The sequence below is a fragment of the Nostoc sp. UHCC 0870 genome (assembly GCF_022063185.1).
Lineage (GTDB): Bacteria > Cyanobacteriota > Cyanobacteriia > Cyanobacteriales > Nostocaceae > Trichormus.
Genome location: NZ_CP091913.1, coordinates 4090813 through 4116422, shown reverse-complemented (window position 1 = coordinate 4116422; position 25610 = coordinate 4090813). Strand labels below are relative to the sequence as shown.

Below are 25610 nucleotides of genomic sequence, written 5' to 3'. Positions count from 1 at the left end.
GTAATAAAAAAATTATAAAGCACAAGTGGTTGCTATAGTAATCCGTAAAATTTGATTGAAAAGAACACAGGTACAAATTTTTGTTAAGTTTTTTAAAACTTTTTTATTATAAACTATTATACTAATTTATATTGCCAGAGATGCCAACCTTTTCTATGCTTAGTTTGGAAGTGTTTTTGTAGCTCAAGATGAGCTTCCCCGGCAAAATTTTCAAACCGCAGTACTGATTGGATTAATTTTTTAGGAGATATGGGATGCCAATTGCAGTTGGAATGATTGAGACCAAGGGATTTCCCGCAGTAGTAGAAGCAGCTGACGCGATGGTGAAAGCTGCACGCGTAACTTTGGTAGGATATGAAAAAATCGGTAGTGCTAGAGTTACTGTAATTGTGCGGGGAGATGTATCTGAGGTACAAGCCTCAGTAGCAGCTGGAATTGAAGCAGCCAGAAGAGTCAATGGTGGTGAAGTTGTATCTACACACATCATTGCCCGCCCCCATGAGAACCTAGAATACGTCTTACCGATTCGTTACACGGAAGCTGTGGAACAGTTCCGTACCTAAAAGCTGAGTAGAAAAACTCATTAACGGGGTTGCCTTCTTGAGCGTCAATGGAAATTCAAAGCTAGAAAGTTTATTCAGGAATCAAAAAGAATGTCAATTGCAGTAGGAATGGTAGAAACGCTAGGCTTTCCCGCAGTGGTAGAAGCAGCAGATGCGATGGTAAAAGCTGCTCGTGTCACCTTGGTAGGCTACGAAAAAATTGGTAGTGGTCGAGTTACCGTAATTGTGAGAGGCGATGTATCGGAAGTACAAGCTTCTGTAGGCGCAGGGGTTGAATCAGTGAAGCGCGTCAATGGTGGACAAGTTTTGTCTACACACATCATTGCGCGTCCTCACGAGAACTTAGAATATGTTCTCCCAATTCGTTATACCGAAGATGTAGAGCAATTCCGGGAAAATGTGAACGCAATTCGTCCCTTCGGCAGAAGACCATAGTTGAGTAATGCAAATCGCTAAAGTTCGTGGCACAGTAGTTAGCACACAAAAAGAACCTAGTCTCAGAGGTGTGAAGCTACTGTTGTTGCAATTAGTAGATGAAGAAGGAAACCTCCTGCAAAAATACGAGGTAGCAGCAGATAACGTAGGTGCAGGGGTAGACGAATGGGTACTGATCAGTCGTGGTAGTGCGGCGCGTCAAGTACCTGGGAGTGAGCAGCGTCCTTTGGATGCAGCAGTGGTGGCGATAATTGATACTATTTACGTAGAAGATCGTCTCATTTATAGCAAAAAAGACCAATACAGGTAGTCAAAAGTCAAAAGTCAATAGTCATAGTCAACAGACTCAAAATTATGAGCAATGGACTATGGACTATGAACTATGGAATACAGACTATTGACACTTAATTTAGGAGGAATCTCGCAATGGCAGTCCGCAGCACGGCGGCTCCCCCAACCCCGTGGTCAAGGAGTTTAGCGGAAGCAGAAATCCATGAAACCGCATTTGTACACTCTTTTTCCAACATTATTGGGGATGTCCACATAGGTGCAAATGTAATCGTTGCTCCAGGAACTTCAATTAGAGCCGATGAAGGCACACCTTTTTATATTGGTGAAAATACTAATATTCAAGATGGTGTCGTCATTCACGGTTTGGAGCAAGGCCGAGTCATAGGCGATGATAGCAATGAATACTCGGTTTGGGTTGGCAAAAATGCTTCTATCACCCACATGGCCCTGATTCACGGCCCTGCTTATGTTGGGGAAAATTCATTTATTGGTTTTCGCTCTACGGTATTCAATTCCAGGATAGGAGCAGGCTGCATTGTGATGATGCACGCTTTGATTCAAGACGTAGAAATTCCCCCTGGCAAATATGTACCTTCAGGATCGATCATCACCACCCAACAGCAGGCCGATCGCTTGTCAGACGTGCAAGATCAAGATCAGGAATTTGCCCATCATGTGATTGGGATTAACCAAGCCTTGCGAGCTGGTTATCTTTGTGCTGCGGATAACAAGTGTATTGCACCCATTCGTGATAAGAACGCTAAATCTTATACAAGTAATAAACTTAATGTCATAGAAATAGGAAGGAGTAGTGAAGTGGCAAGCAATAGCCTGGGTGCAGAAACCATAGACCAATTACGTTATTTATTAGAGCAAGGTTATAAGATTGGCTCAGAACACGTAGACCAAAGAAGATTCCGTACAGGTTCGTGGACTAGCTGCAAACCCATTGAAGCCAGAACATTAGGCGAAGCAGTAGCAGCATTAGAAACCTGTCTAGCCGACCACAGTGGCGAGTATGTGCGTCTGTTTGGGATTGATGCAGGTAGACGGCGGGTATTAGAAACCATCATTCAACGTCCTGATGGCGCAGTTCAAGCTTCGACTAGCTTTAAAGCACCTGCAAGTCAGACAAACGGTAGCTACAACGGTAATGGCAGCAGCTATAGTAACGGATCTGGTAGTGGTAGACTTCCGGCTGAAACTGTACAGCAAATTAGCCAACTCCTAGCAGGTGGTTACAAAATTGGCACAGAACACGTAGATGAGCGACGCTTCCGCACAGGCTCTTGGAATAGTTGTAAGCCAATTGAATCAACTTCAGCTAATGAAGTAGTTTCTGCTTTAGAAGAGTGTATAGAAAGCCATCAAGGTGAGTATGTACGTCTGATTGGCATTGACCCCAAAGCTAAACGGCGCGTCTTAGAAACCATTATCCAACGCCCCAACGGTCAAGTAGCACCCTCTGGTAGCCAGAGATCGGTGGTGAGTTCATCATCATCATCATCATCAGGGACAGCAACAGCTACTAGCACTCGGTTGAGTTCTGAGGTAGTAGATCAAGTCCGGCAAGTCTTGGCTGGTGGCTATAAGCTTAGTATTGAACACGTAGATCAAAGAAGATTCCGCACAGGTTCTTGGAATAGTACCGGCCCCATTTCCGCTAACTCAGAAAGAGATGCGATCGCGGCTGTAGAATCCACCTTAGCTGAATATGCAGGTGAATACGTGCGCTTGATTGGCATTGACCCCAAAGCCAAGCGGCGAGTGTTAGAAACAATTATTCAGCGTCCATAGTAGTGCTGAGTTAAAAGTGCTGAGTTGTGAGTAGTCAGTGCAGTTGCAACCCAGGTCTTTGTTGATGACAAGCAATAATCACCTGACTCAACATTCACACTCATTACATAGTAGTGCTGAGTTAAAAGTGCTGAGTTGTGAGTAGTCATTGCAGTTGCAACCCAGGTCTTTGTTGATGACAAGCAATGATGACAGACAATAATCACCTGACTCATTACTCATTACTCATTACTCAGCACTCCCCTGATATTCGGCTTCCGAGGTTAAAATTTCCATGTCTGTGCCGCCACTGCGCCTCCACAACAACTTTGATGCCTACATTAGTGGTGAGGTGAAAATTCATCCAAGTGCAGTAGTTGCACCAGGGGTGATACTCCAAGCGGCTACAAACAGCAAGATTATCATCGGGGCAGGAGTCTGTATTGGCATGGGGTCAATTCTCCAAGTTAATGAAGGAACAATAGAAGTAGAACCAGGTGTGAACTTGGGAGCAGGGTTTTTGATGGTTGGTCAAGGCAAAATCGGCACGAATGCTTGTATTGGTTCAGCCACAACAGTATTTAACTGTTCTGTCGCCCCAGGACTAGTAGTGCCACCCGGTTCAGTTTTAGGAGATATTGGTCGTGCGATTAATATCACAGAACCGCAGCCAGAGACATCCACAGATAACGCTGCTGCTACAAATACCCAAAAGCCTAAAGAAAATGAGAACAAAGTGATTACATCAACTACCATCTCAGCCGCAGCTTTTGTAGAAGTAACGCACCAATCTATATCTGTACCAGAATCCTCAACAGCATCAGAAAATCAACCTCCTGCTGTAGAAGAAGATCATCATGAGACTGACTCTACCCAGACAGAACTAAGCCCAGAAGATATAGAATCTGGTCAAACTGCCACTGAATCCCCTAATACCTTCGGTACTCAGATTTATGGGCAAGGGAGTATCCAACGACTTCTAGTAACATTATTTCCCCATCGGCAATTTTTAAACACCCCCGTTTCTGACGATTCCTCTGAGTAAGTGTTAGTTTGTGAGTATCCTGGAGGATTCACATGGAGACATATAATCAAAAGTCTATTAGCACAAACCAGACAACCCGTCGTCAAGACAGCTTCAAGGATACTGCTTTAGGCTTGGTATCCACCCTCAGTTTCCCCGCGATCGTGGGAACTGCGGACATGATGCTGAAATCTGCTGGGGTTCATCTAGTTGGCTATGAAAAAATTGGTAGTGGTCACTGTACGGCGATCGTTCGTGGTGGCATTGCTGATGTGCGTCTGGCTGTAGAAGCTGGTGTACAAACTGCGGAACAGTTCGGTCAATTGGTTTCTAGTTTAGTCATTCCCCGACCTTTTCCCAACCTCGACATAGTGCTACCTATTACTAACCGTCTCAGCCAATTCATGGAAGAAGGTCAGTATAGTCGATTGAGTAACCAAGCAATTGGTTTAGTCGAAACACGAGGCTTTCCCGCAATGGTAGGTGCGTGTGATGCCATGCTTAAATCGGCTGATGTACAGCTAGCATCCTATGAAAAAATTGGTGCTGGTTTGTGTACAGCCATTATCCGTGGCTCTGTAGCTAATGTCGCGGTAGCAGTAGAAGCAGGAATGTTTGAAGCAGAACGCATTGGGGAGTTAAACGCCGTGATGGTTATTCCCCGACCCCTAGATGAATTAGAACAAACCTTACCTATAGCAAGTTGCTGGATTGAACAACGCCAACCATTAAACTTGCCAGTAAATATCAAAGAACAAGTTGCTGAAAGAGAAGTATTAATGTTGCCAGATTTAGTCAACCTTCCTGTAAAAATTACAGAAGAAGTATGGAATGATGAATGATGAATTATGAACTGCTAATTAAAAAATGAGCAATTTAGGGAAATTGTCATTAAAAATTTATGCACTCAGTATTCAGCATTCATCTTGCAGCTGGAAGGCATCTTACGCTTTGCTTGTTTCATTGATGATAACTTCTCAAGACCATAAGTAAAACTACTTTCTTCTAATAGCGAGAATAGAGTTTTATCTATACTAAACTCATAACTTTGATATGAGTGAAATTCTATTATTGGTGAGTATTCAGTGATACTAGTTTTATATTGATAAATCGCTATTAGAGGAGAATCACTCTTGAATCAGGCGACCCTACACCAGTTAAAGGTGTTCGAGGCAGCTGCACGACATGGCAGTTTTACTCGTGCAGCCGAGGAACTATTTCTGACCCAACCTACTGTTTCGATGCAGATTAAGCAGCTCACGAAGTCGGTAGGTTTACCACTATTTGAGCAAGTAGGAAAACGCCTCTATTTGACAGAAGCAGGGCGAGAATTGTTTGCAACCTGTCGGCAAATTTTTGAGACAATAGCCCAGTTTGAAATGAAAGTTGCCAACTTAAAAGGGCTAAAACAAGGGCAATTACGTTTAGCAGTAATCACCACAGCAAAATATTTGATCCCGCGTTTGTTGGGGCCTTTTTGTGAACTTTATCCGGGAATTGAAATCTCGCTGCAAGTCACAAACCACGAAGGCATCATAGACCGGATGATGAGCAATATGGATGACTTATACATTATGAGTCAAGTTCCAGAAAGTGTAGACGTGACTTGCGAGCCATTTTTAGATAATCCCTTGGTGGTGTTTGCACCCTTAAATCATCCATTAGCCAAGGAAAAAAACATCCCCATAGAACGTTTATCTAATGAACCTTTCATTATGCGCGAACCGGGTTCAGGAACACGTCGTGCGGTGCAGAGTCTCTTGGAAGAACATCAAGTAAAAGTAAGAGTGAAGCTGGAATTAGGCAGTAATGAAGCCATTAAACAAGCGATCGCCGGCGGCTTAGGAATTTCAGTTTTATCTCGCCATACCCTGTTAACAGATACCGAATTTAGCATCTTAGACGTACAGCATTTTCCTATTAAGCGGACTTGGTACATAGTTTACCCACCTGGGAAACAGCTATCAATCGTAGCTCATACTTACTACGAGTATTTGCTGGAAGCAGCTAAGAAATTTGTAGCGCAAACTGAGCAAACTGTTGCACCTAATGCTAGTGCAGGGGAGTAGGGGAGTAGGAGGCAAGGGGAGCAGGGGAGCAGGGAGCAGGGGGCAGAGGAGACAAGCACTCATTACTCATTACTCATTACTCATTACTCATTACTCAGCACTCATTACTCATTACTCATTACTCAGCACTCATTACTCATTACTTAAGCAGCTTGACGAGGTAGACCTTTAAGCCTTAATAATTAACCAGGAGAATCATTTAACACAGGAAAAAACTGGCAGTGGTTAACCCGGAAATACCATCTTGGCGCAAAACAATACAAAGTCAGATTGTATCTGTGACGGTGTACAGTGAAAAAGCCCTAGTTACACGACAGGGTAAGGTGTCCCTCACAGGTTCGGAACGGGAATTAGCAATTCCTTTACTGCCAGTGACTCTAGAACCTGAGTCTGTTCGAGTTAGTGGTAAAGGTACGGTAGGAGTACGTTTGTTAGCAGTAAGTTGCGATCGCATTTACACCACCGAACCAGTAGCCGAACGAGTTGCCCAGTTAACCAGACAAATTCAGCAATTAGAAACAGAAAAACGTCATCTCCAAGCCCAAGTAGATGCTTTAACTTTACAATCTCAATTTATTGCAGGTTTACGGGAAAAAACAGAAGAACCCTTTGCCCAAAGCCTATCGCGGAAAAATCTTAGCCTGAGTGAAACCCTAGATTTTTTGAATTTTTTGGGCAGTCAATACAGCGAATATGCGATCGCTGCTGCTGAGTGTAACAGCCAACAACAAGAATTAGATAAGCAAATCCAATCCCTGCGTAACTCATTACACAGCGTTCAAACACCCCACGCCAAAGAAAGTTTTACCTTAGTTGTAGGAATAGAAGTTACAGATGCAGGGGAATTTGAGTTAGAGCTATCTTACCTGGTGAATCATGCCAGTTGGAAACCTTTATATGACCTGCGGTTAAATACTACTAGCAAGACATTAAACTTAAGTTATTTAGCAGAAGTTACCCAAAATACTGGCGAAGATTGGCAGGATGTGAACCTTACCCTATCCACTGCCAAACCAGGACTAGGCACACTCCCACCGAAATTAAATCCTTGGTATATAGACACCGTAACACCTCCAGCCGCGCGATCGCTACGCAAACTAGCTAGCCCATCCCTACCCGCTATTAGAGCTATGTCTGCTTCATCTACGGAAGAAATGCAACTAGAAGCAGAAGACGAGGAGAATTTTTTATCAGCACAAAATATGGTGGTGGAGGTAGTTAAAGAGGGTAGTATTGTCACCTTTAAACTCAATGGCGGTGGTAACATCCCTAGTGATGGCACACCTCATAAAACCACAATTTTTAACGACGATTACCCCTGTGATTTTCAGTATGTAGCCATACCACGTCTAGTTAGCTTTGCTTATCTAGAAGCCAATGTAAAAAATAGTCCGAATGGTGCAACTTTATTAGCAGGTACAGCCAATATTTTCCGTGATGATCTATTTGTTGGCACAACTGAATTAGAAAACATTGCCCCAGGACAAGAATTTGAGCTTAACTTAGGAATTGACGAAGGTTTAAAAATTGAGCGTGATTTAGTTGAGCGTCAAGTAGATAAAAAATTGATTGGCAACCAACGCCGCATAACTTACGCTTATCGTTTAGTAGTTACTAACTTGCTCAATCAAGAAACCCTTTTAAAGTTAACGGAACAACTACCAATTAGCCGCAACGAGCAAATTAAAGTTCGCCTCAACCGCAGCAACCCCCAAATACCCCTCAGCGAAATGGGGATTCTGGAATGGCGGTTAACGATTCCAGCCCAAGAGAAACAAGAATTACATTACCAGTTCACTGTTGAGCATCCACCAGAGCTAACAGTCACAGGGTTAGATATTTAACAGTGAACAGTGAACAGTTATCAAGTGCCTGATAACTGATTTAAACTTTTACTACAATTAAACAACATTTACTTACATACCCTAGCATTATTGCCAACCTAAATTAAAATGTCGGTAACAATAAACACTGCCATCAAGAAAGATGCAGACAAATTATGAGTAAGCTGTTAATTAAAGCTATAGGTTTAATTTTACTATTTACAGGTATCTACTTCCTCGCTCAAAACGTCATATTCGTTAGCGGTTACTATTCATTTTCGCGGAGATTACCTGCAACCGCTTCAGTTTTAGCCATGATGGGAGGTGCATTATCTTTGATATTTTTTCGGCGAGAAACTGGTAATTTCGGCTGGGTTTTGTTAGGTATTGGCTTCGTCCTGGTGTTTTTGAGTGGTGGTATATTTTTTAAATCCATTAGCTTGTGGAATTTGTTTTTGGCGATCGCCGCTTTAGCCGTAGGATTCAAATTATTTAATAGAGGCAGAATCGACTTTTAATTAGTAGCAAACTCTCCGCGTACCTCTGCGCTTACCTCTATCACCCTCTGCGTTTAAATTTCCCACCTAAATTCCCCACGATTTTACGCAAAGTTTTACTAAGCCTCTGGTTCAACACCGAGAGCGCGCAATTGGGCAATTAGGCGTTCTGACCGTTGACGTTCTTTTTCAGCCCTTTGGCTTTCCTGTTCAGCCCTTTGACGCTCCTGTTCGGCTCTTTCCTCACCACTCAACAACAAATTACCCTGCGAATCCCACCAGCGCAGCCAGGGTAATTCCATATTTTGGTATGAGTCCTGCCATATACCCAACTCAACACCTAAAGGATGTATGGGATAATGCCCACGTTCATTTACTGGTAATAATTGATATTGTCCGTCAATCAGGTGATAAACTTCCACGCTGGCTTTATTCACTTCATAAATGCCATAGAATGGAGGACGAATCACCTGTTCATAAATCCAAAATTTCCCCTTCCAAGGGGTTCTATCTCGCTCCTCTGTACCATCGCCAGAAACAAATTCCAAAACAATTAATGGGGCAATAAACTCTCGCCACAACACATAAGACCTACGGGGTTGCCCATCCAGCGAAGGTGGTACATTTCCTACATAAAACCAATCTGGTGCTTCTGCGCCTTTCTCTGGGGGGTCAGTCATCCGCCAGTAGATACCGCTATCTTGACCGATACAATATTGTCCATCGGGATGGAGTTGTTGCAATATCGGTCTAATGGAGTCGGTGAGTAGAATGCTTTGGGGATGTTCCTGGAAGTTTTTACCTCCGGTACGCTCCGCGAACACGAAAGTACCATCAGACTCTGGTAGCTGCGTATGGTCTGGGAAAGGGGTTAGGTCAGTTGCTGGATTGGTTGCAGAGGTCATAAGTTTACCTTTGCAGGGGTAAGGGTTATTTTTAGTTTAGCAGTGGGAGGGGGAGCAATGGCTACTGCGGGCTACGTTTAGGTACATTATTTACCAACGCTATTGCTTGATTGATTACACCATCAGAAAGATACATTTCCTAGGAGCATAACTTCTCTAAAATCGGTTATGTGGTTGGTATTTGAACTTGTGGCTTTGTTGTTTAGAAACTACTCTTCTGCTCAAAGCTAACCCAGCTTATTAAGCCTTGCTTGTGTGAAAATTAATAACACAACTATCATTCTATGGTGAGGTAGATCATGGCGAAAGAAAAGCAATTGCTAGAACACTGGCGAGAACTCACACCCGAAAAACAGCAAAAAGTTTTGGAGTTTGTTGAATCGCTAAAATCTGAATCTGAAGCAACATCAATCAATACAGAATATATTCCACAAACACCTTTAGCCCAGAAACTGTGGGAAATTCGGCAACGTGCGATCGCTTCTGGCATAAAATTACTCACAGCAGCAGAAATTGAACAAGAACTCGCTGAACGTCGGGGAGGATACCGTGAGTCGTAAGAAGACTTACATCGACTCTGGGGTTCTCATTGCTGCTTTTCGGGGTGTTCAGTCAATCGGCATTCAAGCAAACACTATTCTCAATGATGACAATCGGGAATTTGTATCGAGCCAATTTGTCAAGTTAGAAGTAGTGCCTAAAGCAATTTATAATCAACAGCAAGACGAAACAGACTTCTACGAAACCTTCTTTAGTGCTGTTAGCTATTGGGCAACAGACTTGGAGCAAATTTCACAAGATGCTTATCAACTTTCCTCTCTCTACGGTTTAGCTGCAATGGATGCACTTCATGTTGCTGCTGCTATCTGGCTCAAGGCTGATGAATTGATTACTACTGAAAAGCCTACCAAACCAATGCACCGAGTCAAGAAAATCCAGATTATCTCCATTTGATACCAATTACCCCAAACCAAACATATTAGTGAGTTAGTAGGGTGCGTCAGTATGAATAATTTCTAGGTGTAGTGAGATTTTCTCGCACTGACACACCCCCACACTGTATTTTGGATATTTTTTGATCTGGAAGTCTTTTATGCCCCGCCCTCGACGCGAACTTAAATCAGGTTTTTCATTGGGGGAGTCGCTTTTTACCTTCGATTGTTAAGGGTGGGAAGGCTAAAAAGTCGTCGCCTGGGCAAATGAGTTTACCTTGGGATAAGCAGAGGGTGACGGAATCTACTGAGGTGCATGAGGTAGCAGAAAAATTTATTCACGCAAATTGTTATCAGCCGCCCGTGCCAGGTATCCGAACTGTGAAATGTTGATTATTGCGTGGAAAATGAGGCTGTGATAAATGTTTACAAACTGCTGAAAGCTTTATATGTTACATTTTACAAGTCTCGACGCGAGAGAAGAGAAGAAGACTTCCTCGGTTTGTGTGGCATAAAAATAGAAGTGAATATATGGTAAGTGTCCCTTGGGGGCATCCTTTGTATATATTACGGCACTATAGCTAATCCAGCTTTGTTTCACTCTCCACTCCACGCGATCGCCGAAACGTTTATAAGCTTCGTAGATTTCATTATCTTCATCTCTCACTCTACCACCAAAACGGGTATATATCCATTGGAAGGGAACAAGAACCTTTTTGAAAGGTGAACTGGTTCGACTTCCTTCTAAAATTCCGCCCACACTGAGATAAATTTCTTTCTGAACACTAAACCCAAAATGTCCATTGCTGTAATTCACCCATAATTGATCAATAATTCTCAAATCTTCGCAGGGGAATTGGCGAATGTCTTCTAATTCCAGATAGCCTTGTTTTTCCCTTCCCGCAACTTCCAACATCACCTTCCATGTTTCCTCGTCTGCCTCTTTCCACTTACCTGCTGCTAGGTAGTAAGCAAGTGTTGCATAGCGAGTAGGTACTTGAAACCGCAGCAATTTAATTTTACCATCAGCATTTTGTTCTGGTTTTAATGCTTGTCTATAACAAATTCCTGGTTCAGCTAATTCTGTGCGACTTCTTAAACTCAACCAAGCACAAAAACTATTAGCATCCCAAAAGCTAATGTTAGTTACAGGCTGTTGAGCTTGTCTTTTATTAGCCAAGGTATTTGGTGTACTGGTTTCATTTAAAAATAGTTGATATTCTGCCCAAGTTATATCACTACTATCAACTGCAATACTGTCTTGTTCAACATTAATTTCATCCAAGAAATCATGATTTAACTGACTCATCCTATCAGCAAGTTTAACCTCAGCCGCTAAGGTAAATTCTGCTAAATTATCAGATGCTAAACTTTGTTCTAATTTAGCTGTTAACTGTTTTCTTACATAAGGTTCTAGTTCTTGGGCTGCTTTGCTGCACTGATAAGCCAGAGTCAATACAGATATATTGGCATGATTTAAAGCATTGGCAATTAATTGACTAGCATCTGTTTGGGCGGCATAAAATCGAATTGTTTCTCGCCACCAAGCCAACTTAGTCTCATCATTCAATGCCTCTATTAATAAATTTTCTTGTCGAGATTCTTTGATTTCAACGGCTGCGAGATATTCTTGAAAAGTTTTATGAGCCAATTCATAAATCCCCTCTTGTTGTTTCTCACTCAGTAACTCCCGCACGCCTATATCATCTTTTTTAATAAAGTCTTCTGGCGTAATTATGACTTGAGGAAATCTATCTAACTTGTCTTGGATAAGAGACTTCGCCTGTTTGTATGTCTTGTCACGACGGGAAAATTGATCTAAAGTAAATGCTTGGGTATTTTGTTGCATTAACTCTAGAGCCAGAGACTTTAAAACAGATTGCTTTTGTTCAGCAGAAAGCAGCGTAGTTTGTCCTTTAACTCGTTGTCTCCCTTCTAACAATACTCGACAAATCTCTTTATATAAATCTACGCGTTTATTAGATAAAGTCTGATGGGTTTCATGGGTGATGGCAATCATATTTAACAATAAAGGGTTTCTTGCCATCAGTTTTAAAGATGAAGATGCTTGTATTTGTTCAATGAGATTGTTAGCTTGTTTCTTGGCGCGATCTCTTACACCCAAATCTACCTTATTATTATATTCTCGCTTAACGCGATGAAAATACCAATCTTGAATAAATTTATCTCGTTGTTCACGACTAAATGGCTGTACTTCTAACTGACAGACATTTTGTGTTAGTGGTGCTTTACGATAACCTTCTGGGCGAGAAGTGAGAATGAAATAACCATCAGAATGTATCCCAATTTGTTTATCAACCCATGCACTCACATTTTGCCTTTGCTCATCATCTGGAATTTCATCTAGTCCATCCAGCATGACTAAACATTTACTTTCACTCAGTCTTTTACGAAACCAATTTTTACGCGGTTGCAGAGGTTCACTAGCTTGGAGTTTTTTAACTGCGTTCTCAATAATTTCTGCTAAAGCTATCTCAGGATTTTGAATTATTTCTTGGTAAATATCTCGCAATTGCAGCAAAACCGGAATTAATTTTGGTGCTTTGGGATGTAAACGCCGTTGTTGGCGTGTCGCATACATTAAAGTAATGTGTCTGAGGAGAGTAGATTTACCACAACCAGGCGCACCTAAAATAGCTAACCTTTTAAAGTAAACATCCCTGTTCATCTGTACTAGCAAGTTACCAATTTCTTGCTGTTCCAGTGGGTTAATTGTTCCTCGCTGATAATTAATAAGATTCTGTGGTATATGTTCCGCTACTTTCTGCGCCATTTTGAGGGGAACAAACACATTTTCTAATTGCAATGCACCGCGATTAATTCCCCGAATTTCATATTCTCGACAGTCAAATTTTAATCTTTGATAATATTTACCTTCAAAGTCAGAAGTTAACTTTGCCCAAAAATCCAAAGCTAGTCTTTCAAGGTTACTGAATATCCATTCTATTAGTTGGTCAATGCGTGGGCTGAGTTTATTACCAACTTTGATAATTAACCAGAAAACTCCAGCTGCAACTATACATAACCCGGCGTTTCTCCATTCCGACTTACGGGCGAAATCAATTGCAACGCCAATCAAAGCCCCAGGAATACCGAGACTAATCAGCTTGGAATCAAGGAGTTTCCAAAAACTTTCCAGCGTTATGGGTGCGTTCTGGTCTTTTGGTTCTTCTGCCATCGATCGCTTGTGTAGTGAAACCTGCTCTTAGGAGTATAAGCGATCACAGCTTGCGAAAAAATACCAAGGGATGTCTAACGACAAACTGCGATCACATCTACGCAATTAGGCGTTGAACTAAGTAAAAATGCTTAATTAGCATATCATTATTTGTCAGAAAAAGTTGATCATCCTCTTCTCATCTCAAGGATCACAGAGACAGAATCATCAGAAAAAAAATTGCCCTTGTTCTTACTTACAACCTCAACAAATTTGGCTAAGTTTGAGGCTAATATTACAATGGAAAGTGTTGTTCAATGAGGAAAACGAGGCAAACGAATGACTCAGGTACTTCTAGGAGAGAACGAAGGAATCGATTCAGCTTTACGTCGGTTCAAGCGTCAAGTATCTAAGGCTGGTATATTAGCTGATGTCAAGTATCATCGGCACTTTGAAACTCCGTTAGAAAAACGCAAACGGAAAGCAGTGTCAGCTAGGCGTAAAAAACGTTTTTAAATAAGCCAATTCGGTTGGGTACGTGTGTTGCTTGGGGAAAATCACCTAGAAAAGCGACATTGACTTACCACTAATTATTTTTGAGAAGAATCAATCAGGATGTACTACACCCCAGATGGGGTGTGAGTATATCGCTGTTAGTTAAGATATATCTGCACAGGGGACAGGGGACAGGTGACAGGGGACAGGGGATTGGGGATTGAATGTAATGACGAAAATACGTTATTTTTGTGTTAGTTCTGAACAAAAAAAATTAAGATTTAGAAACCTCAATAGTACGACTATTACAACGGTTCATAGCCTTTTCTACTCCTTGTTTGAGGCTCAGTTCTACACATTCACCTACAAACTGGAGTACAAGAGACATCAGTTGATTTTCAGCTGAGGTAAATTTTCCCAACACATAGGAAACAGTATCTGAGTTGTCGTTATTGGCTGCATCTTTGGGTTTACTAATACCGATACGTAAGCGGGGGAAATTTTGCGTGTTAAGATGAGCGATCGCACTCTTCATACCATTATGTCCCCCAGCCGAACCAGATAGGCGCAGGCGCGTTTTTCCTAAAGGTAAATCCAGATCATCATAAATCACTAGCACAGACTCCGGTGGTAACTTATACCAACTTGTCACCGCTTGTATAGACTGTCCTGAGCGATTCATATAAGTTAAGGGCTTTAATAAGCGGATTTTGACCCCTCCCGGTGCAGTCCCTTCGCCGTATTCTCCTTGGAACTTGCGATTTTCCGCTAAGGAAATGTGCCAGGAACGCGCTAGAGCTTCAATAGCCGCAAAGCCGATATTATGGCGAGTTTGGTCATATTTAGGCTCTGGATTCCCCAACCCCACAATGAGTTGAGGAATCACCAAAGCTGATGGCGTAACAGTTTCTGTCATCTTCTTTCTAGTCAATCGATTCGCAGCAGTTATACGACTGGGGAAGAACCAGCACTATCCTGCTCCGATTTTATTCCTTCGATTTTCTTGGGTTCAAGTTCCGCAGTAGTTTTAACAGCCTGTTCCAAGTGTTCAGCTTCCCGCTTAAATTCACTCTGGAACTCATTAGAAGCTTCTTGAAAACCGCGAATTGCTTTACCCAAACTTCGTCCAATTTCTGGCAACTTTTTGGGGCCAAAAATTAATAGTGCGACAGTCATAATTACAGCCATTTCCGGTAAACCGATACCAAAAATATTCACGCGGTTTCTCCTCTTGATAATGTGTATGCAGTTGAAGGGGTTAGGGAGTTAGGTTTTACGTTAACTTTTCCACATAACGTGAAAAATCACATTCCCTACTCCCTCACATATTAAGCCTAACTTTTTCAGGAGCAAAGACACAAAAAAACCCGGACAAGCCGGGTAGAGGTCTGCTAACTAACTATGTCAGCTTAGTTGCTGTCTATTAGTTATCTACCAACCTACTCTGACATCCTGAATCAGGATTGACTTGTTGTAAAGTTGTAGGATAATCAGCAAGAACACGAAAAATAGACCCATAAAAATAGCCATTACTGGGGTTGTTCCCCAGCCAGGAGCTACTTTACCATACTCAGAATTTAAAGGTCTCAGGATATCTCCCAACCTAGTCCGTTGTGCCATAGTTCACCTAAGATTCACCTAAGATTAGTTGCCAAAGCTTTTTTTAATCTTCTGTAATATTCTATAAGAATAGCACTCATAATCTATAAATCACTTATGGAACCCGCAATAGTTCTTATCATTTCTGTGGCTGTCGTCATCGTTGGGATTACTGGGTATGGAGTTTACACTTCTTTCGGCCCTCCTAGCAGGGAATTGGCAGACCCTTATGATGATCATGAAGATTAAACAAATTAAGGGCTAAAAACAGGAAATAGGTTTAAATAAGCCTGAAAGCCCTTATGTAGAGACGCGATTCATCGCGTCTGAATCACCAAATTTCTAAGCAGACAAGAGTGTACGCAGTTCATGACCTCTACTTACTTGGGGGTATAACTCTAAAGCTAGCTATTTTCCAAGGTGCGACTAATGATAATTTTTGAGTAGGACGTTCTAATAAATCTACTTGTTCACCTAGAGTTAAGCCTAAATCACTTTGTAAAGATAACTCTGTTGTTGCCCCCTGTGACTCGTAACATCGGAGAATTAGTTTATCTGGTTCGTCTTCTGCTGGTTTTACAGCCATTAAGACTAAATTTTCGGCTGATAAATTTAAGAAACTTAGCTTGTCTTGATTCGAGAGTGGGGCGTGGGGTGTGGGATTTAGGATTACTTGCAAGGGAATGTTTAATTCATAACCTCGTCTGACTGTCTGGGCTGATTCCCAGCTACCAGCGTGAGGATATAACGCATACGTAAATTCGTGTAAGCCTCGGTCTGCTTGTGGGTCAGGCCAATTGGGACTGCGTAGGAGGGTGAGACGTAGTTGTTGGGGTTGAGCATCGTAACCATATTTACAATTATTGAGTAAGGTGACTCCGTAAATACCCTCATTAGTTGTTTCAGTCAAATCAGCCCAACGTAAAGCGGGGACTTCCCATTTAGCTTTTTCCTGTGGGGTTTCTGGTTTAGTAGAGCGACGAATTACACCGCAGGGAATTTCGTAGGTAGCATAGTCGGCTGTCACGTTGAGAGGAAAAGCGGCTTTCACTAACACCTGATTTTCTTGCCAATTGACTCTAGAGGCAATTTTTAATAGTGGTGAACCAGCTTGCAAAATGTAGTCTTGGCAAAATTCTGAGTCTCCCAATTGACGCATTACACGCAGGCGAGTTTGCACTAGTCCTTGTTCTAGCCATTCTATAGATTTGAGGTGGGTTGCTGGTAAGGGATGCTGGGTGTAATTGGGGTCAATGTTCCAAGCGTCCCAATATTGACCACTGTCTTTAAAGCCTTGTAATTGATTACCTGCACCGTTTAAGATTTCTCGTTGATGGGTTTTGTCAAAGACACTTAATAAATCTCCGGTGTCGGGGTCTATTAAAACCCGCAGATATTCATTTTCTAAAACCCAGTCTGGGAAATTAGTTATGTTTCCCGTAGTCCTTACACCCCACCCCTTAATCCCCTCCCCGCTTGCAGGGAGGGGAGACAAAGTGTCGCTTTGGCGGGGTGGGTTTTTTTGGGTTTCTTCAGCAATCAAGCGGACATGAGATGAAGGAGATGTTGTGGCTATGGGGGATAACCAAAATAAGCGATAGCCGACTGGGGGAATTTCGGTGGCGAGGAACAGTAGGCTTGAGGTTTCAGATAATTGGGAGGTGAGTAAGTTTCCTGTAGTGTCGTAAACTTGCCATTGTTGATTGGTTGTGGGTAAGGTGACAGATACGACCTCAGAGCGTTGCCAGTTGAGAGAATTGAAAACGAAAATTGGCACACTGTCGGGATTTGGTGGCTCTGATGGGGTAAAGTGAGATGCGATCGCTTCTAATGATTCTTTTAATATCTTCGTCCCTGTTTGTTGGACGTGTTCCCATTCAGTTAACGCATCTGTATAAACTTGGGTAATTGATGAACCCGGTAAAATATCGTGAAATTGGTTAAATAATACTTGCTTCCAAGCGGTTTCGATTTCGGCTTGGGGATATTCCACACCACAAATAAGTTTAGCGAAAGTAGCAAAGAGTTCAGCTTGGTACAGTAAATTCTCACTACTCCTATTCCAGCGTTTTTGGTCGGCGTGGGTGGTGTAGCAACCGCGATGGAATTCTAAATAGAGTTCGTCATCCCAAATGGGGAAGTGGGGACTGGGGACTGGGGATTGGGATAAAATTCTTCCCTGCTCCTTGCCCCATGCCTCAATTTCCTGGAGATATTTTTCAGATGTTGTAAATTCTAAATCTGGGAAAAATGGCGAATTTTGCCAGCGTTGGGCGATTTCTAACATATCACGGGTGGGGCCGCCGCCGTGGTCGCCGACACCAGGAAGCCAAAGGGATGCGGTTAAATTGGTTTGGGCTTGCCATTCTAAAGAATAGGCTGCCATTTTTACGGGGTCAATGCCTTCGCCGATGGGTGCAGACATATAACTAAATATTTGGCTACCGTCAGGCGATCGCCACCAAAAAGCCCCATAATCAAATTTATTAGTATCATTCCACCGCAATTTCTGGGTGACAAAGTATTCAATGCCAGCGTTAGCCAAAAACTGCGGTAAAGTGGCACAAAATCCAAAGGTATCGGGAAGCCAAACCACACTCATCAACTTGCCGAATTTTTCTTGGGCGTAGCGTTGACCATACAATAGTTGACGGACTATGGATTCCCCAGCAATCAAATTTAAGTCTGGTTCTACCCAAAAACCGCCGACAACTTCCCACACTCCATCCGCTACTTTTTGTTGAATGGTTTTAAATAAATCTGGGCGATGTTCTTCCACCCAAGCATACATGGCTGGGGTGGAATGACAGAAAATTAATTCGGGGAAATCTTGCTGTAGCTTGAGGACTGACTCAAAGGTGTTTTGGGTTGCATTCCAGGTTTCACTCACAGGCCATAGCCATGCTAAATCTAGATGGGCGTGTCCTAGTAAGTAGATTTTAAAATCGGATGCAGATGTATGCAGGTGCTTGATGAGGTGTTGACGGAGGGTGATGAGGGTTTCTGGTGTATGGGTGGGGAATTGATTGATAATGGATGCTAAAGTATCTAGTTTTTCTGGGGCGGATTTTTCTAGATATAGCGGCAATATTGCCAACTCATCGGCGATCAAACCGGGATCAGGATGATTATAATCTGTAGACTCGTATATAAGTAGCGATCGCACCAACGCACCGTCACAATGTCCCGGACTGACTAGCCGCAAAGCCACAGTAAATTCTTCCCCTGGTGTCACCTCTGGACTCAGCAACACCCTAGGCGCACAATCAAATAAATCTCCCTCTAATACTAATTCCCCATTGACATAAATCTTGGCTGAGTCTGCCCACCATAACAACGACAACCGCAATGCTAAACCCCCTAGAGGATACCCGTGCAAATTCTGGGGTACTAGGAATTTTTGGACTAGCCATAGCACTTTTTGTCCTCCTGTCCAAGCAATGTTACCTTTGGCGTTTAACTCAACAGGTTGCCAATCAGACAAATTTGATGGGAAAAAATTAGTAAAATCTCTATCAGATTCTTGGTATAACCAAGTAGACTGGGAATTAACTTGACAGTATCCGCGCAATAGTGCGATCGCATCTGAGATTAATTTTTTATGGGGATGAGATAGGGGAGTAGTCATATTTTCGTTAAGATTAAAGCAATTACGATAATTATTAGTACAGTGTGGCGTAAATAAAGCCATCATCTGAGATCAAGAAAAGCTGACAAAATCAGCATTCTTTATGTTTATTTTTGCCTTATTCTGGGAGTCTCACAACTCAATCAGGCTCAAATTCATTAATGTACTACCATGTCTTCTGGTCGTTATCAAAGTAGACTCTTTAACCTTGTCCACCAGCAATCTCGGCGGTTGACAACACAGTGGGAAAGCACCTTCCGACATTTGCAAGTTGCGACTAAGTGGGGTGTGGAATTAATACTGTATCCTGTGTATTTATTTTTGCAATCGGCTGATTCATCTGTAAAAATACTGTACTCTAAAGCACCACCTACTCAGCCAAAGTTATCGCCAAATCATCCCTCTGCTGATACACCCATTCAACACATACTAGAGGCTGTGCAGCATCTTCCCAAAGAAGAAACAACAGTTACTTCTAGAAACATATCCAAATTATTGAAACCTTTGCAGTCGTTTTGGGCGAAATTTTTTGATCATCCCACAAATAAATCTGATATTTCTCAACCCTTAACTATTCCCAACAAAACAGCACCAAGTATTATACCTAGCAACCAACATGATATTCTTAACTGTCACCTTTCAGTAGTGAGAGGAATTGGCACAGATTTGCTGAATCGCCAGTTGGTACTTGTGAGCATCGAGAATCAAATATTGGATATTTTAACACCACAACAACAAGCAAAATTATCTGACAGAATTATTAGTGAACTTGCTAATTATTTCCAGGATTTACATTTACCAGAAAATCACCCAAAAGCAAAGTTATTAGCAGAATTTGAGCGTGTATTTACCAAATTAACTGGCAAAAATATAGTTAAACTTCCCTTCCCAACTGAGAGCATACTTAATTTACTCAACACTAGTAAAATCATTCCTTCTCTAGACACAGCATTTGCTCAGTTGGAAGCAAAAACTATTCTTCCTAGCCAAGAAATCATGCGAGTCACCCAGACTCAAATCAATATTTTTGTTTATGGGAAAGAACAGCTAGCCGCTAGGGGAGATATAGCGGTTACTGCTGATAGTTTGGAAGCTCAAAAATTCAATATCTCCGCTTTAATTGAAGCAGCAGTAAATTACTTTTTTAGTATCGGTAAAAGTAAAAACTTAAATGCACGAGGTGCTAAAGATAAAGCATTATCTAACAGCAATCAAGAACCGTGGCTAAATTGGAGTGATTTGTATGGTGATACTGCAAATATTGCTGAAGAAAAAACTCAAGCATCATTAAAAATAAATCCTGCTATTGTTCCTAGCCCAACATCAAAAACCGACTCTAATTTACTGTCACTCAAAAAACAACCCAGCCACCTCACCCGTCTTCATCAAACATCTGGAAAAATCACCACCATCAAACAAACTCAAACTGCTATCTCTCCCTTGAAAACGGACAGTGAAAGAGGACAAATTTCATCACAGCAACTTGATAAAGAAGAAATCCAACCAGACTGGATAGAAACTAAAGCTACTTCAGTAAGTTACGAAAAGCATATACTAGAGCAAATTTTAGAATTGCTTGATCGTGCTATGGTATGGCTAGAAGAAAGAGTAGTCAAGATTTTTCAGAAGTTGCAAAGTCTATGGCGTGGTAAGTAATAGAAATGAGCAGAAGGAGACAGGAAAACTTAAAGATTATAAATTATACTATGTTAAATAATGTAAAAATATGGGATTGTTTGTAGTAAGGACTTTAGTCCTATCTTCCTAGGCGAACACTACAAACATTTAATTTTGACTTTCTTTGGTGTTTCTTTGCGTGAAAATTATTGTTTATTGTAAATATTTCAATTTCAAGAATCCACTCGATAAACCAAAAATTGAAACATTTGTCGTGAATTTACCACAAATTCCGAGAGTTGGTGAAACAATTGTGGTTGAGAGAATTTCACCACAAAAACAGTGTGTGATTATCTTTGAATATATTGTAACCGTAGTGCAATTAAACGCCTCTAACTCTGATGATACTGCTGATGCTCAAATAAATGCTTGTTTAAATCATTGCTGGGAAGGAACATCGAATTTTAAGGTGACAAACTTTTTAGAGAAATAAATCCTGTAGCTGACTTTTCACGAAATCTGGAAAACCCCTCTCCAAACCTCTCCCCTACAAGGAGAGAGGCTTTAACTTTTCCCCCTTCCCTACTAGGGAAGGGGGTTAGGGGGTTAGGTTTCGCGTTAGCTTTTCCACATAACGTGAAAAGTCAGATCCTGTAGAGGCGTTGTATACAACAGACCTCTTGCAAAAGTCCGAAAATGAGATGTGTCATTTTGAATGAAATGTATAATCTTTGAGATGTTTCGCTTCGCTCAACATGACAGATAAAGTATTTATGCAAGAGGTCTACTGAATTGTTTTTTTAATAAGCTGTTACGCTTTTAAATTCCACATCAACAGTCAACAGTCAACACGAAAAATATACAAATTAGATGAGCAAAAGCTTACCACAATATATGATTGAGAAAATGACGCAATGGCTTTAGCCCAATTGGTTCTTGATAATCAGTGGGTAAAAGAGACAGCATAGTATTTTGCAAAGTTTCTAAAGCCGCTTCTATTTCCTCACGTTTTGGTCTAGCTGTTGGGGTAAAGTGTAGTGGTTCACCAAAACGCACTGTTAATTCTTTTCCCCAATACAAATCTTGAGTCCCAATTAAAGCTACTGGTACTATCGGTACACCAGCGCGTAAAGCGTAAATTACAGTTCCTCGCTTCAAAGGTAAATGTAACTGACCTTCAGTATTTCCCAGTCTTCCTTCGGGAAAGAGAATCAAGCTATCACCGTGAGCTAAAATTCCTAAAACAATGCGGTCTATTTGGCGTAGTGTATGTATATCTCCGCCAGTGGGTACAGTTTTTTCAATGACTTGTGCTAAGTTATTCAAGTCTTCCCTTCCGGCTTTGGCTGCTTGTATGACAGCGAGTTCTTCTTTCCACATCCTAGCTAGGGGAATCACACCCCCCGCAATGCGGAGAATCAAACGTTTCCAGCATTTGTTATATAAGGTGCGGGCATCACCCAGAATGTAGTAATAGGGTTGGGTGGGAAGTTCTGCTAATAGTAGTAGGGGGTCGATATGGTGGAGATGGTTGACAGCTAGAATGGCTGGTTTTTGGGGTATTTTTTCGAGGTTTTCTACTTTTACCTGAAAAACCCAATGGATAAGCGATCGCAATACAAACCGCCGTATCCCAGAATTGATTCTAGCTGGAGAATTCTGCTCATGAATAGATTCTAGCTGAAATAGGGTATCTGCAATCATCTGGCGAATAGTGCGATCGCTCGCAGCTGCAACCCCTTCCTCCACTCGCTTGATAGTTGCAGCAGTTACAGGAGAGGATATTTCTGATGGGGTGCTACTTTCCTGCTCACTAGATGACACGTTACCTAGGTCTTAGCAATTCATAAAGGATTCTCTAAAATATACCTTGACAGGCTAGTCGCTTGTTGGCAAACCATAGAAAAACTTAACCCGATGATTTATCACAATCAAAGCGTCTTTCCAAGTGTCGGGGGTCTGAAACTTTATTATCAAAGTTGGTTTCCAGAAGGTAACGTCAAAGCAGTATTAGTTATTGTGCATGGACTCGGAGGACACAGCGACAAATACAGTCATATAGTCGAACATCTTGTTCCCAAACAATATGCTATCTACAGTTTAGACCTGCGCGGTCATGGGCGATCGCCTGGTCGTCGCGGTCATATCAATAATTGGGCTGAGTTTCGGGAAGATTTAAGGGCTTTTCTTCAGTTAATTCCCACTCAACAGCCACAAGTCCCAGTTTTTTTGTTAGGTCATAGTCTCGGTGCAGTCATTGTCTTAGACTATGTTTTACGGTATCCTCAAGAAGCATCTACATTACAAGGCGTAATTACTTTAGCACCTGCGATCGGTAAAGTTGGCGTGTCGAAATTCCGCTTACTGGTAGGTAGGTTAATGTCAAGAGTTTGGCCGAGTTTCACCTTAAATACAGGACTTGACTTAGCTGCTGCTTCACGGGATGAGAAAGTGTTAGTCGCCTACAAGCAAGATTCCCTACGCCATACCTTCGCTAGTGCGCGTCTAGCCACAGAATATTTTGCCACAGTCGCCTGGATTTATCACCATGCTCCAGAGTGGCAAGTCCCACTACTAATTCTCCACGGCGGAGCAGATAAAGTGGCTTTACCTGAAGGTGGTGAAATTTTTTACCAGCTTGTAAATTCTCCAGATAAACTGCGAATTGAATACCCAGGCGCATATCACGAGTTACAAGATGACCTCAATTACCAAGAAGTATTGACTGATTTAGAAAATTGGTTAGAGAAACACCTGTAATTAATTCGTAATTCGTAATTCGTAATTCGTAATTAAGATTGGGTATTGAGCTAAAATCTCCTCTAATCCCGATTTTTAAGTTAGGCTAGAAGCTCTATTGTTGAGATTTATGAAGTAACTTATGCACTGGTTTTTATCTAGTCCGTTGAGTGTAGAGCAGTTGACGGTGAAGATTGCAGGCTTATCTGCATCGCTACAGGGTAAGAAGTTGGTGCATCTATCAGATTTTCACTATGATGGTTTGCGGCTGTCGGATGAGATGTTAGAAGAAGCGATCGCTTTGAGCAACCAAGCACAACCAGATTTAATATTATTAACTGGTGATTATGTCACCACTAGCCCTAACCCAATTCACGAACTCGCGCTACAACTCAAAAAGCTGCAAAGTAATCATGGTATTTATGCAATTCTTGGTAATCACGATTTGCATTACAAACACTCCAAAGCAGAAATCACTGAGGCGATGACAAATATCGGTATTCGTGTCCTTTGGAATGAAATTGCCTATCCCTTGGGAACAGAATTACCAATAGTAGGACTAGTAGATTATTACTCCCGTGAATTCAAACCAGCAACTATTTTTAACCAGTTAAATCCTTCTACACCACGCCTTGTTTTAACTCATAATCCAGACACCGCCGAGTATTTACAACAGTGGCGCGTAGATTTGCAATTATCTGGTCATACTCATGGAGGACAAATAGTTATCCCTGGAATTGGGGCTGTGTTACCATATCATAAAAAAATCGTCCGCAAAATTCCGATGATATTGCGGCAGCTTTTACCCTGTCTACGCAGAGAGTTTTTTATCATCCATCATTGGGAATGGTCACAGGGTTTACACCGTATTGGGAATAATCAACTGTATGTAAATCGTGGTTTGGGAACTTATTTCCCAGGACGGATATTTTGCCCACCAGAAGTAACAGTAATTACATTAGAAAGAGAATAGTTGTGTAAGTCATTAGTCATTGATTATTCTCCCCTGCTGTCTTTTCCCTCAACTCCTTTTTTCCCTACATATTAATTTTTAACATTTTCTCAAGATTTATTTCGTTTTTTGATAAGCTGTAGACGCTGGTATGAGGAGTCCCTAGCACATATGCACTGGTTGTTTACAGGACGTTTAAGTGTAGATAAACTCACGGTTAAGATTGCAGAACTTCCACCCAGTTTGCAAGGCTTAAAGTTAGTGCAGTTGTCGGATTTTCATTACGATGGGTTGCGACTATCAGAAAAATTACTAGAAGAAGCGATCGCAGCTACTAACGAAGCTGAACCAGATTTAATATTATTAACTGGTGATTATGTAACCGATGACCCTACACCAATTCACCAACTGGCATTAAGACTTAAATATCTACAAAGTCGCTATGGCATTTATGCTGTACTTGGCAATCACGATATTCACTACAGTCACTCCCAAGCAGAAGTTACCACAGCATTAACTAGTATCGGGGTTAATGTCCTGTGGAATGAAATTGCTTATCCTCTAGGACAAGATTTACCAATAGTAGGATTAGCTGATTATTGGTCAAAAGAGTTCAATCCTGCACCAATAATGGCACAACTCAACCCATCTACACCCCGGATTGTTTTATCTCATAACCCAGACACCGCTAAAATTCTCGAACAATGGCGAGTAGATTTGCAACTATCCGGTCATACCCACGGCGGACATATTGTCATACCAGGTATAGGGCCTGTAGTCTACCACTATAAAAATATCATCAAACAAATTCCTAAAAAACTCCGGCGTTGGATTCCACTTCTATTAGGAGATTGTTCAAAAGTAGTGCGATATTGGGAATGGGCGCAAGGATATCACCAAGTTTCCACAAACCAATTGTATGTCAATCGCGGTTTAGGAACTTATCGCCCAGGACGTTTATTTTGTCCACCAGAAGTAACTGTAATTACATTAATGAGTGCTGAGTAATGAGTAATGAGTAATGAGTAATGAGTAATGAGTAATGAGTAATGAGTAATGAGTAATGAGTAATGAGTAATGAGTAATG

25 protein-coding genes are annotated in these 25610 nt (G+C 41.6%); 18 read left to right on the top strand and 7 right to left on the bottom strand.

The genetic code is table 11. The features are described from left to right. The first annotated feature begins 254 nt into the window (after positions 1 to 254). From L6494_RS17310 to L6494_RS17270, 9 genes are all read left to right on the top strand, one after another. A complete protein-coding gene (locus L6494_RS17310; protein WP_010995042.1) occupies positions 255 to 563 on the top strand; it encodes a carbon dioxide-concentrating mechanism protein CcmK in 309 nt (102 codons plus the stop codon). A gap of 90 nt (positions 564 to 653) precedes the next feature. Further along, entirely contained in the window at positions 654 to 998 is a 345-nt protein-coding gene (locus L6494_RS17305) for a carbon dioxide-concentrating mechanism protein CcmK (RefSeq protein ID WP_039748664.1), read from the top strand. 7 nt (positions 999 to 1005) lie between these two features. Further along, a complete protein-coding gene (locus tag L6494_RS17300) occupies positions 1006 to 1308 on the top strand; it encodes a EutN/CcmL family microcompartment protein (RefSeq protein WP_237988937.1) in 303 nt (100 codons plus the stop codon). Positions 1309 to 1424: 116 nt separating this feature from the next. Continuing rightward, positions 1425 to 3086, top strand: coding sequence for a ribulose bisphosphate carboxylase small subunit (locus tag L6494_RS17295; RefSeq protein WP_237988936.1), 1662 nt, complete (start codon positions 1425 to 1427; stop codon positions 3084 to 3086). 274 nt (positions 3087 to 3360) lie between these two features. Then, positions 3361 to 4110 carry a transferase gene (locus tag L6494_RS17290; RefSeq protein ID WP_237988935.1) on the top strand — a complete coding sequence of 250 codons (750 nt, stop codon included), beginning with the start codon at positions 3361 to 3363 and terminating at the stop codon, positions 4108 to 4110. 32 nt (positions 4111 to 4142) lie between these two features. Then, on the top strand, positions 4143 to 4931 hold the full coding sequence (locus tag L6494_RS17285; RefSeq protein ID WP_237988934.1) for a carbon dioxide-concentrating mechanism protein CcmK: 789 nt from the start codon (positions 4143 to 4145) through the stop codon (positions 4929 to 4931). Positions 4932 to 5222: 291 nt separating this feature from the next. Next, on the top strand, positions 5223 to 6158 hold the full coding sequence (locus tag L6494_RS17280; protein ID WP_237988933.1) for a LysR family transcriptional regulator: 936 nt from the start codon (positions 5223 to 5225) through the stop codon (positions 6156 to 6158). A 221-nt stretch (positions 6159 to 6379) separates the two neighbouring features. Next, complete coding sequence (locus L6494_RS17275; RefSeq protein WP_237988932.1) at positions 6380 to 8002, top strand: mucoidy inhibitor MuiA family protein; 1623 nt, start codon at positions 6380 to 6382, stop codon at positions 8000 to 8002. Between the two features lie 155 nt (positions 8003 to 8157). Next, complete coding sequence (locus L6494_RS17270) at positions 8158 to 8499, top strand: hypothetical protein (RefSeq protein WP_237988931.1); 342 nt, start codon at positions 8158 to 8160, stop codon at positions 8497 to 8499. Positions 8500 to 8597: 98 nt separating this feature from the next. Here L6494_RS17270 and L6494_RS17265 read toward each other — a convergent pair whose 3' ends face one another. After that, positions 8598 to 9383 carry a Uma2 family endonuclease gene (locus L6494_RS17265; RefSeq protein ID WP_237988930.1) on the bottom strand — a complete coding sequence of 262 codons (786 nt, stop codon included), beginning with the start codon at positions 9381 to 9383 and terminating at the stop codon, positions 8598 to 8600. Positions 9384 to 9682: 299 nt separating this feature from the next. Between L6494_RS17265 and L6494_RS17260 the strand changes: the two genes are divergently transcribed. Beyond that, a complete protein-coding gene (locus tag L6494_RS17260; RefSeq protein ID WP_237988929.1) occupies positions 9683 to 9943 on the top strand; it encodes a hypothetical protein in 261 nt (86 codons plus the stop codon). After that, positions 9933 to 10337 carry a type II toxin-antitoxin system VapC family toxin gene (locus L6494_RS17255; RefSeq protein ID WP_237988928.1) on the top strand — a complete coding sequence of 135 codons (405 nt, stop codon included), beginning with the start codon at positions 9933 to 9935 and terminating at the stop codon, positions 10335 to 10337. The genes L6494_RS17260 and L6494_RS17255 overlap by 11 nt, the downstream gene beginning before the upstream one ends. Positions 10338 to 10760: 423 nt before the next feature. On the opposite strand, the gene L6494_RS17250 is transcribed toward L6494_RS17255, so the two are convergent. Beyond that, positions 10761 to 13514, bottom strand: coding sequence for a GUN4 domain-containing protein (locus tag L6494_RS17250; RefSeq protein WP_237988927.1), 2754 nt, complete (start codon positions 13512 to 13514; stop codon positions 10761 to 10763). A gap of 318 nt (positions 13515 to 13832) precedes the next feature. Between L6494_RS17250 and rpsU the strand changes: the two genes are divergently transcribed. Further along, positions 13833 to 14009, top strand: coding sequence for a 30S ribosomal protein S21 (gene rpsU / locus L6494_RS17245; protein ID WP_237988926.1), 177 nt, complete (start codon positions 13833 to 13835; stop codon positions 14007 to 14009). Positions 14010 to 14262: 253 nt separating this feature from the next. Here the strand turns inward: rpsU and pth are convergent, their stop codons facing one another. The 3 genes from pth to psbH form a co-directional block, all read right to left on the bottom strand. Further along, positions 14263 to 14904: an aminoacyl-tRNA hydrolase gene (gene pth / locus L6494_RS17240; RefSeq protein WP_237988925.1), complete on the bottom strand. Its 642-nt coding sequence runs from the start codon at positions 14902 to 14904 to the stop codon at positions 14263 to 14265. A 29-nt stretch (positions 14905 to 14933) separates the two neighbouring features. Further along, positions 14934 to 15206 (bottom strand): TatA/E family twin arginine-targeting protein translocase, encoded by a 273-nt coding sequence (locus L6494_RS17235; RefSeq protein ID WP_330911022.1) that lies wholly within the window; start codon positions 15204 to 15206, stop codon positions 14934 to 14936. A gap of 213 nt (positions 15207 to 15419) precedes the next feature. Then, the gene (psbH, locus tag L6494_RS17230; protein ID WP_190696864.1) at positions 15420 to 15608 is read right to left on the bottom strand and encodes a photosystem II reaction center phosphoprotein PsbH; all 189 of its coding nucleotides are present in this window, start codon (positions 15606 to 15608) and stop codon (positions 15420 to 15422) included. Between the two features lie 96 nt (positions 15609 to 15704). Between psbH and psbN the strand changes: the two genes are divergently transcribed. Further along, the gene (psbN, locus tag L6494_RS17225; protein ID WP_237988924.1) at positions 15705 to 15836 is read left to right on the top strand and encodes a photosystem II reaction center protein PsbN; all 132 of its coding nucleotides are present in this window, start codon (positions 15705 to 15707) and stop codon (positions 15834 to 15836) included. A 127-nt stretch (positions 15837 to 15963) separates the two neighbouring features. On the opposite strand, the gene L6494_RS17220 is transcribed toward psbN, so the two are convergent. Then, on the bottom strand, positions 15964 to 19215 hold the full coding sequence (locus tag L6494_RS17220; RefSeq protein ID WP_237988923.1) for an alpha-mannosidase: 3252 nt from the start codon (positions 19213 to 19215) through the stop codon (positions 15964 to 15966). 171 nt (positions 19216 to 19386) lie between these two features. On the opposite strand from L6494_RS17220, the gene L6494_RS17215 reads away from it, so the two are divergent. Further along, entirely contained in the window at positions 19387 to 20871 is a 1485-nt protein-coding gene (locus L6494_RS17215; protein WP_237988922.1) for a hypothetical protein, read from the top strand. A 235-nt stretch (positions 20872 to 21106) separates the two neighbouring features. After that, positions 21107 to 21325, top strand: a complete 219-nt coding sequence (locus tag L6494_RS17210; RefSeq protein ID WP_237988921.1) for a hypothetical protein — start codon at positions 21107 to 21109, stop codon at positions 21323 to 21325. Positions 21326 to 21714: 389 nt separating this feature from the next. Here the strand turns inward: L6494_RS17210 and L6494_RS17205 are convergent, their stop codons facing one another. Further along, positions 21715 to 22656 carry a lysophospholipid acyltransferase family protein gene (locus L6494_RS17205; RefSeq protein WP_237988920.1) on the bottom strand — a complete coding sequence of 314 codons (942 nt, stop codon included), beginning with the start codon at positions 22654 to 22656 and terminating at the stop codon, positions 21715 to 21717. A 93-nt stretch (positions 22657 to 22749) separates the two neighbouring features. On the opposite strand from L6494_RS17205, the gene L6494_RS17200 reads away from it, so the two are divergent. The 3 genes from L6494_RS17200 (at position 22750) to L6494_RS17190 (ending at position 25531) form a co-directional block, all read left to right on the top strand. Beyond that, a complete protein-coding gene (locus tag L6494_RS17200; RefSeq protein ID WP_237988919.1) occupies positions 22750 to 23592 on the top strand; it encodes an alpha/beta hydrolase in 843 nt (280 codons plus the stop codon). Between the two features lie 121 nt (positions 23593 to 23713). After that, the gene (locus tag L6494_RS17195) at positions 23714 to 24544 is read left to right on the top strand and encodes a metallophosphoesterase (protein WP_237988918.1); all 831 of its coding nucleotides are present in this window, start codon (positions 23714 to 23716) and stop codon (positions 24542 to 24544) included. A 150-nt stretch (positions 24545 to 24694) separates the two neighbouring features. Beyond that, positions 24695 to 25531 carry a metallophosphoesterase gene (locus tag L6494_RS17190; RefSeq protein WP_237988917.1) on the top strand — a complete coding sequence of 279 codons (837 nt, stop codon included), beginning with the start codon at positions 24695 to 24697 and terminating at the stop codon, positions 25529 to 25531. Positions 25532 to 25610 lie beyond the last annotated feature (79 nt).

What these genes read in the sequence shown, in the direction of transcription:
- L6494_RS17290 (WP_237988935.1), top strand. Translation starts at nt 3,361, where the DNA reads ATGTCTGTGCCGCCACTGCGCCTCCACAACAACTTTGATGCCTACATT.
- psbH (WP_190696864.1), bottom strand. Translation starts at nt 15,608, where the DNA reads ATGGCACAACGGACTAGGTTGGGAGATATCCTGAGACCTTTAAATTCT.
- L6494_RS17310 (WP_010995042.1), top strand. Translation starts at nt 255, where the DNA reads ATGCCAATTGCAGTTGGAATGATTGAGACCAAGGGATTTCCCGCAGTA.
- pth (WP_237988925.1), bottom strand. Translation starts at nt 14,904, where the DNA reads ATGACAGAAACTGTTACGCCATCAGCTTTGGTGATTCCTCAACTCATT.
- L6494_RS17305 (WP_039748664.1), top strand. Translation starts at nt 654, where the DNA reads ATGTCAATTGCAGTAGGAATGGTAGAAACGCTAGGCTTTCCCGCAGTG.
- L6494_RS17300 (WP_237988937.1), top strand. Translation starts at nt 1,006, where the DNA reads ATGCAAATCGCTAAAGTTCGTGGCACAGTAGTTAGCACACAAAAAGAA.
- L6494_RS17195 (WP_237988918.1), top strand. Translation starts at nt 23,714, where the DNA reads ATGCACTGGTTTTTATCTAGTCCGTTGAGTGTAGAGCAGTTGACGGTG.
- L6494_RS17285 (WP_237988934.1), top strand. Translation starts at nt 4,143, where the DNA reads ATGGAGACATATAATCAAAAGTCTATTAGCACAAACCAGACAACCCGT.
- L6494_RS17200 (WP_237988919.1), top strand. Translation starts at nt 22,750, where the DNA reads ATGATTTATCACAATCAAAGCGTCTTTCCAAGTGTCGGGGGTCTGAAA.
- psbN (WP_237988924.1), top strand. Translation starts at nt 15,705, where the DNA reads ATGGAACCCGCAATAGTTCTTATCATTTCTGTGGCTGTCGTCATCGTT.
- L6494_RS17295 (WP_237988936.1), top strand. Translation starts at nt 1,425, where the DNA reads ATGGCAGTCCGCAGCACGGCGGCTCCCCCAACCCCGTGGTCAAGGAGT.
- L6494_RS17270 (WP_237988931.1), top strand. Translation starts at nt 8,158, where the DNA reads ATGAGTAAGCTGTTAATTAAAGCTATAGGTTTAATTTTACTATTTACA.
- rpsU (WP_237988926.1), top strand. Translation starts at nt 13,833, where the DNA reads ATGACTCAGGTACTTCTAGGAGAGAACGAAGGAATCGATTCAGCTTTA.
- L6494_RS17215 (WP_237988922.1), top strand. Translation starts at nt 19,387, where the DNA reads ATGTCTTCTGGTCGTTATCAAAGTAGACTCTTTAACCTTGTCCACCAG.
- L6494_RS17190 (WP_237988917.1), top strand. Translation starts at nt 24,695, where the DNA reads ATGCACTGGTTGTTTACAGGACGTTTAAGTGTAGATAAACTCACGGTT.
- L6494_RS17265 (WP_237988930.1), bottom strand. Translation starts at nt 9,383, where the DNA reads ATGACCTCTGCAACCAATCCAGCAACTGACCTAACCCCTTTCCCAGAC.
- L6494_RS17220 (WP_237988923.1), bottom strand. Translation starts at nt 19,215, where the DNA reads ATGACTACTCCCCTATCTCATCCCCATAAAAAATTAATCTCAGATGCG.
- L6494_RS17250 (WP_237988927.1), bottom strand. Translation starts at nt 13,514, where the DNA reads ATGGCAGAAGAACCAAAAGACCAGAACGCACCCATAACGCTGGAAAGT.
- L6494_RS17260 (WP_237988929.1), top strand. Translation starts at nt 9,683, where the DNA reads ATGGCGAAAGAAAAGCAATTGCTAGAACACTGGCGAGAACTCACACCC.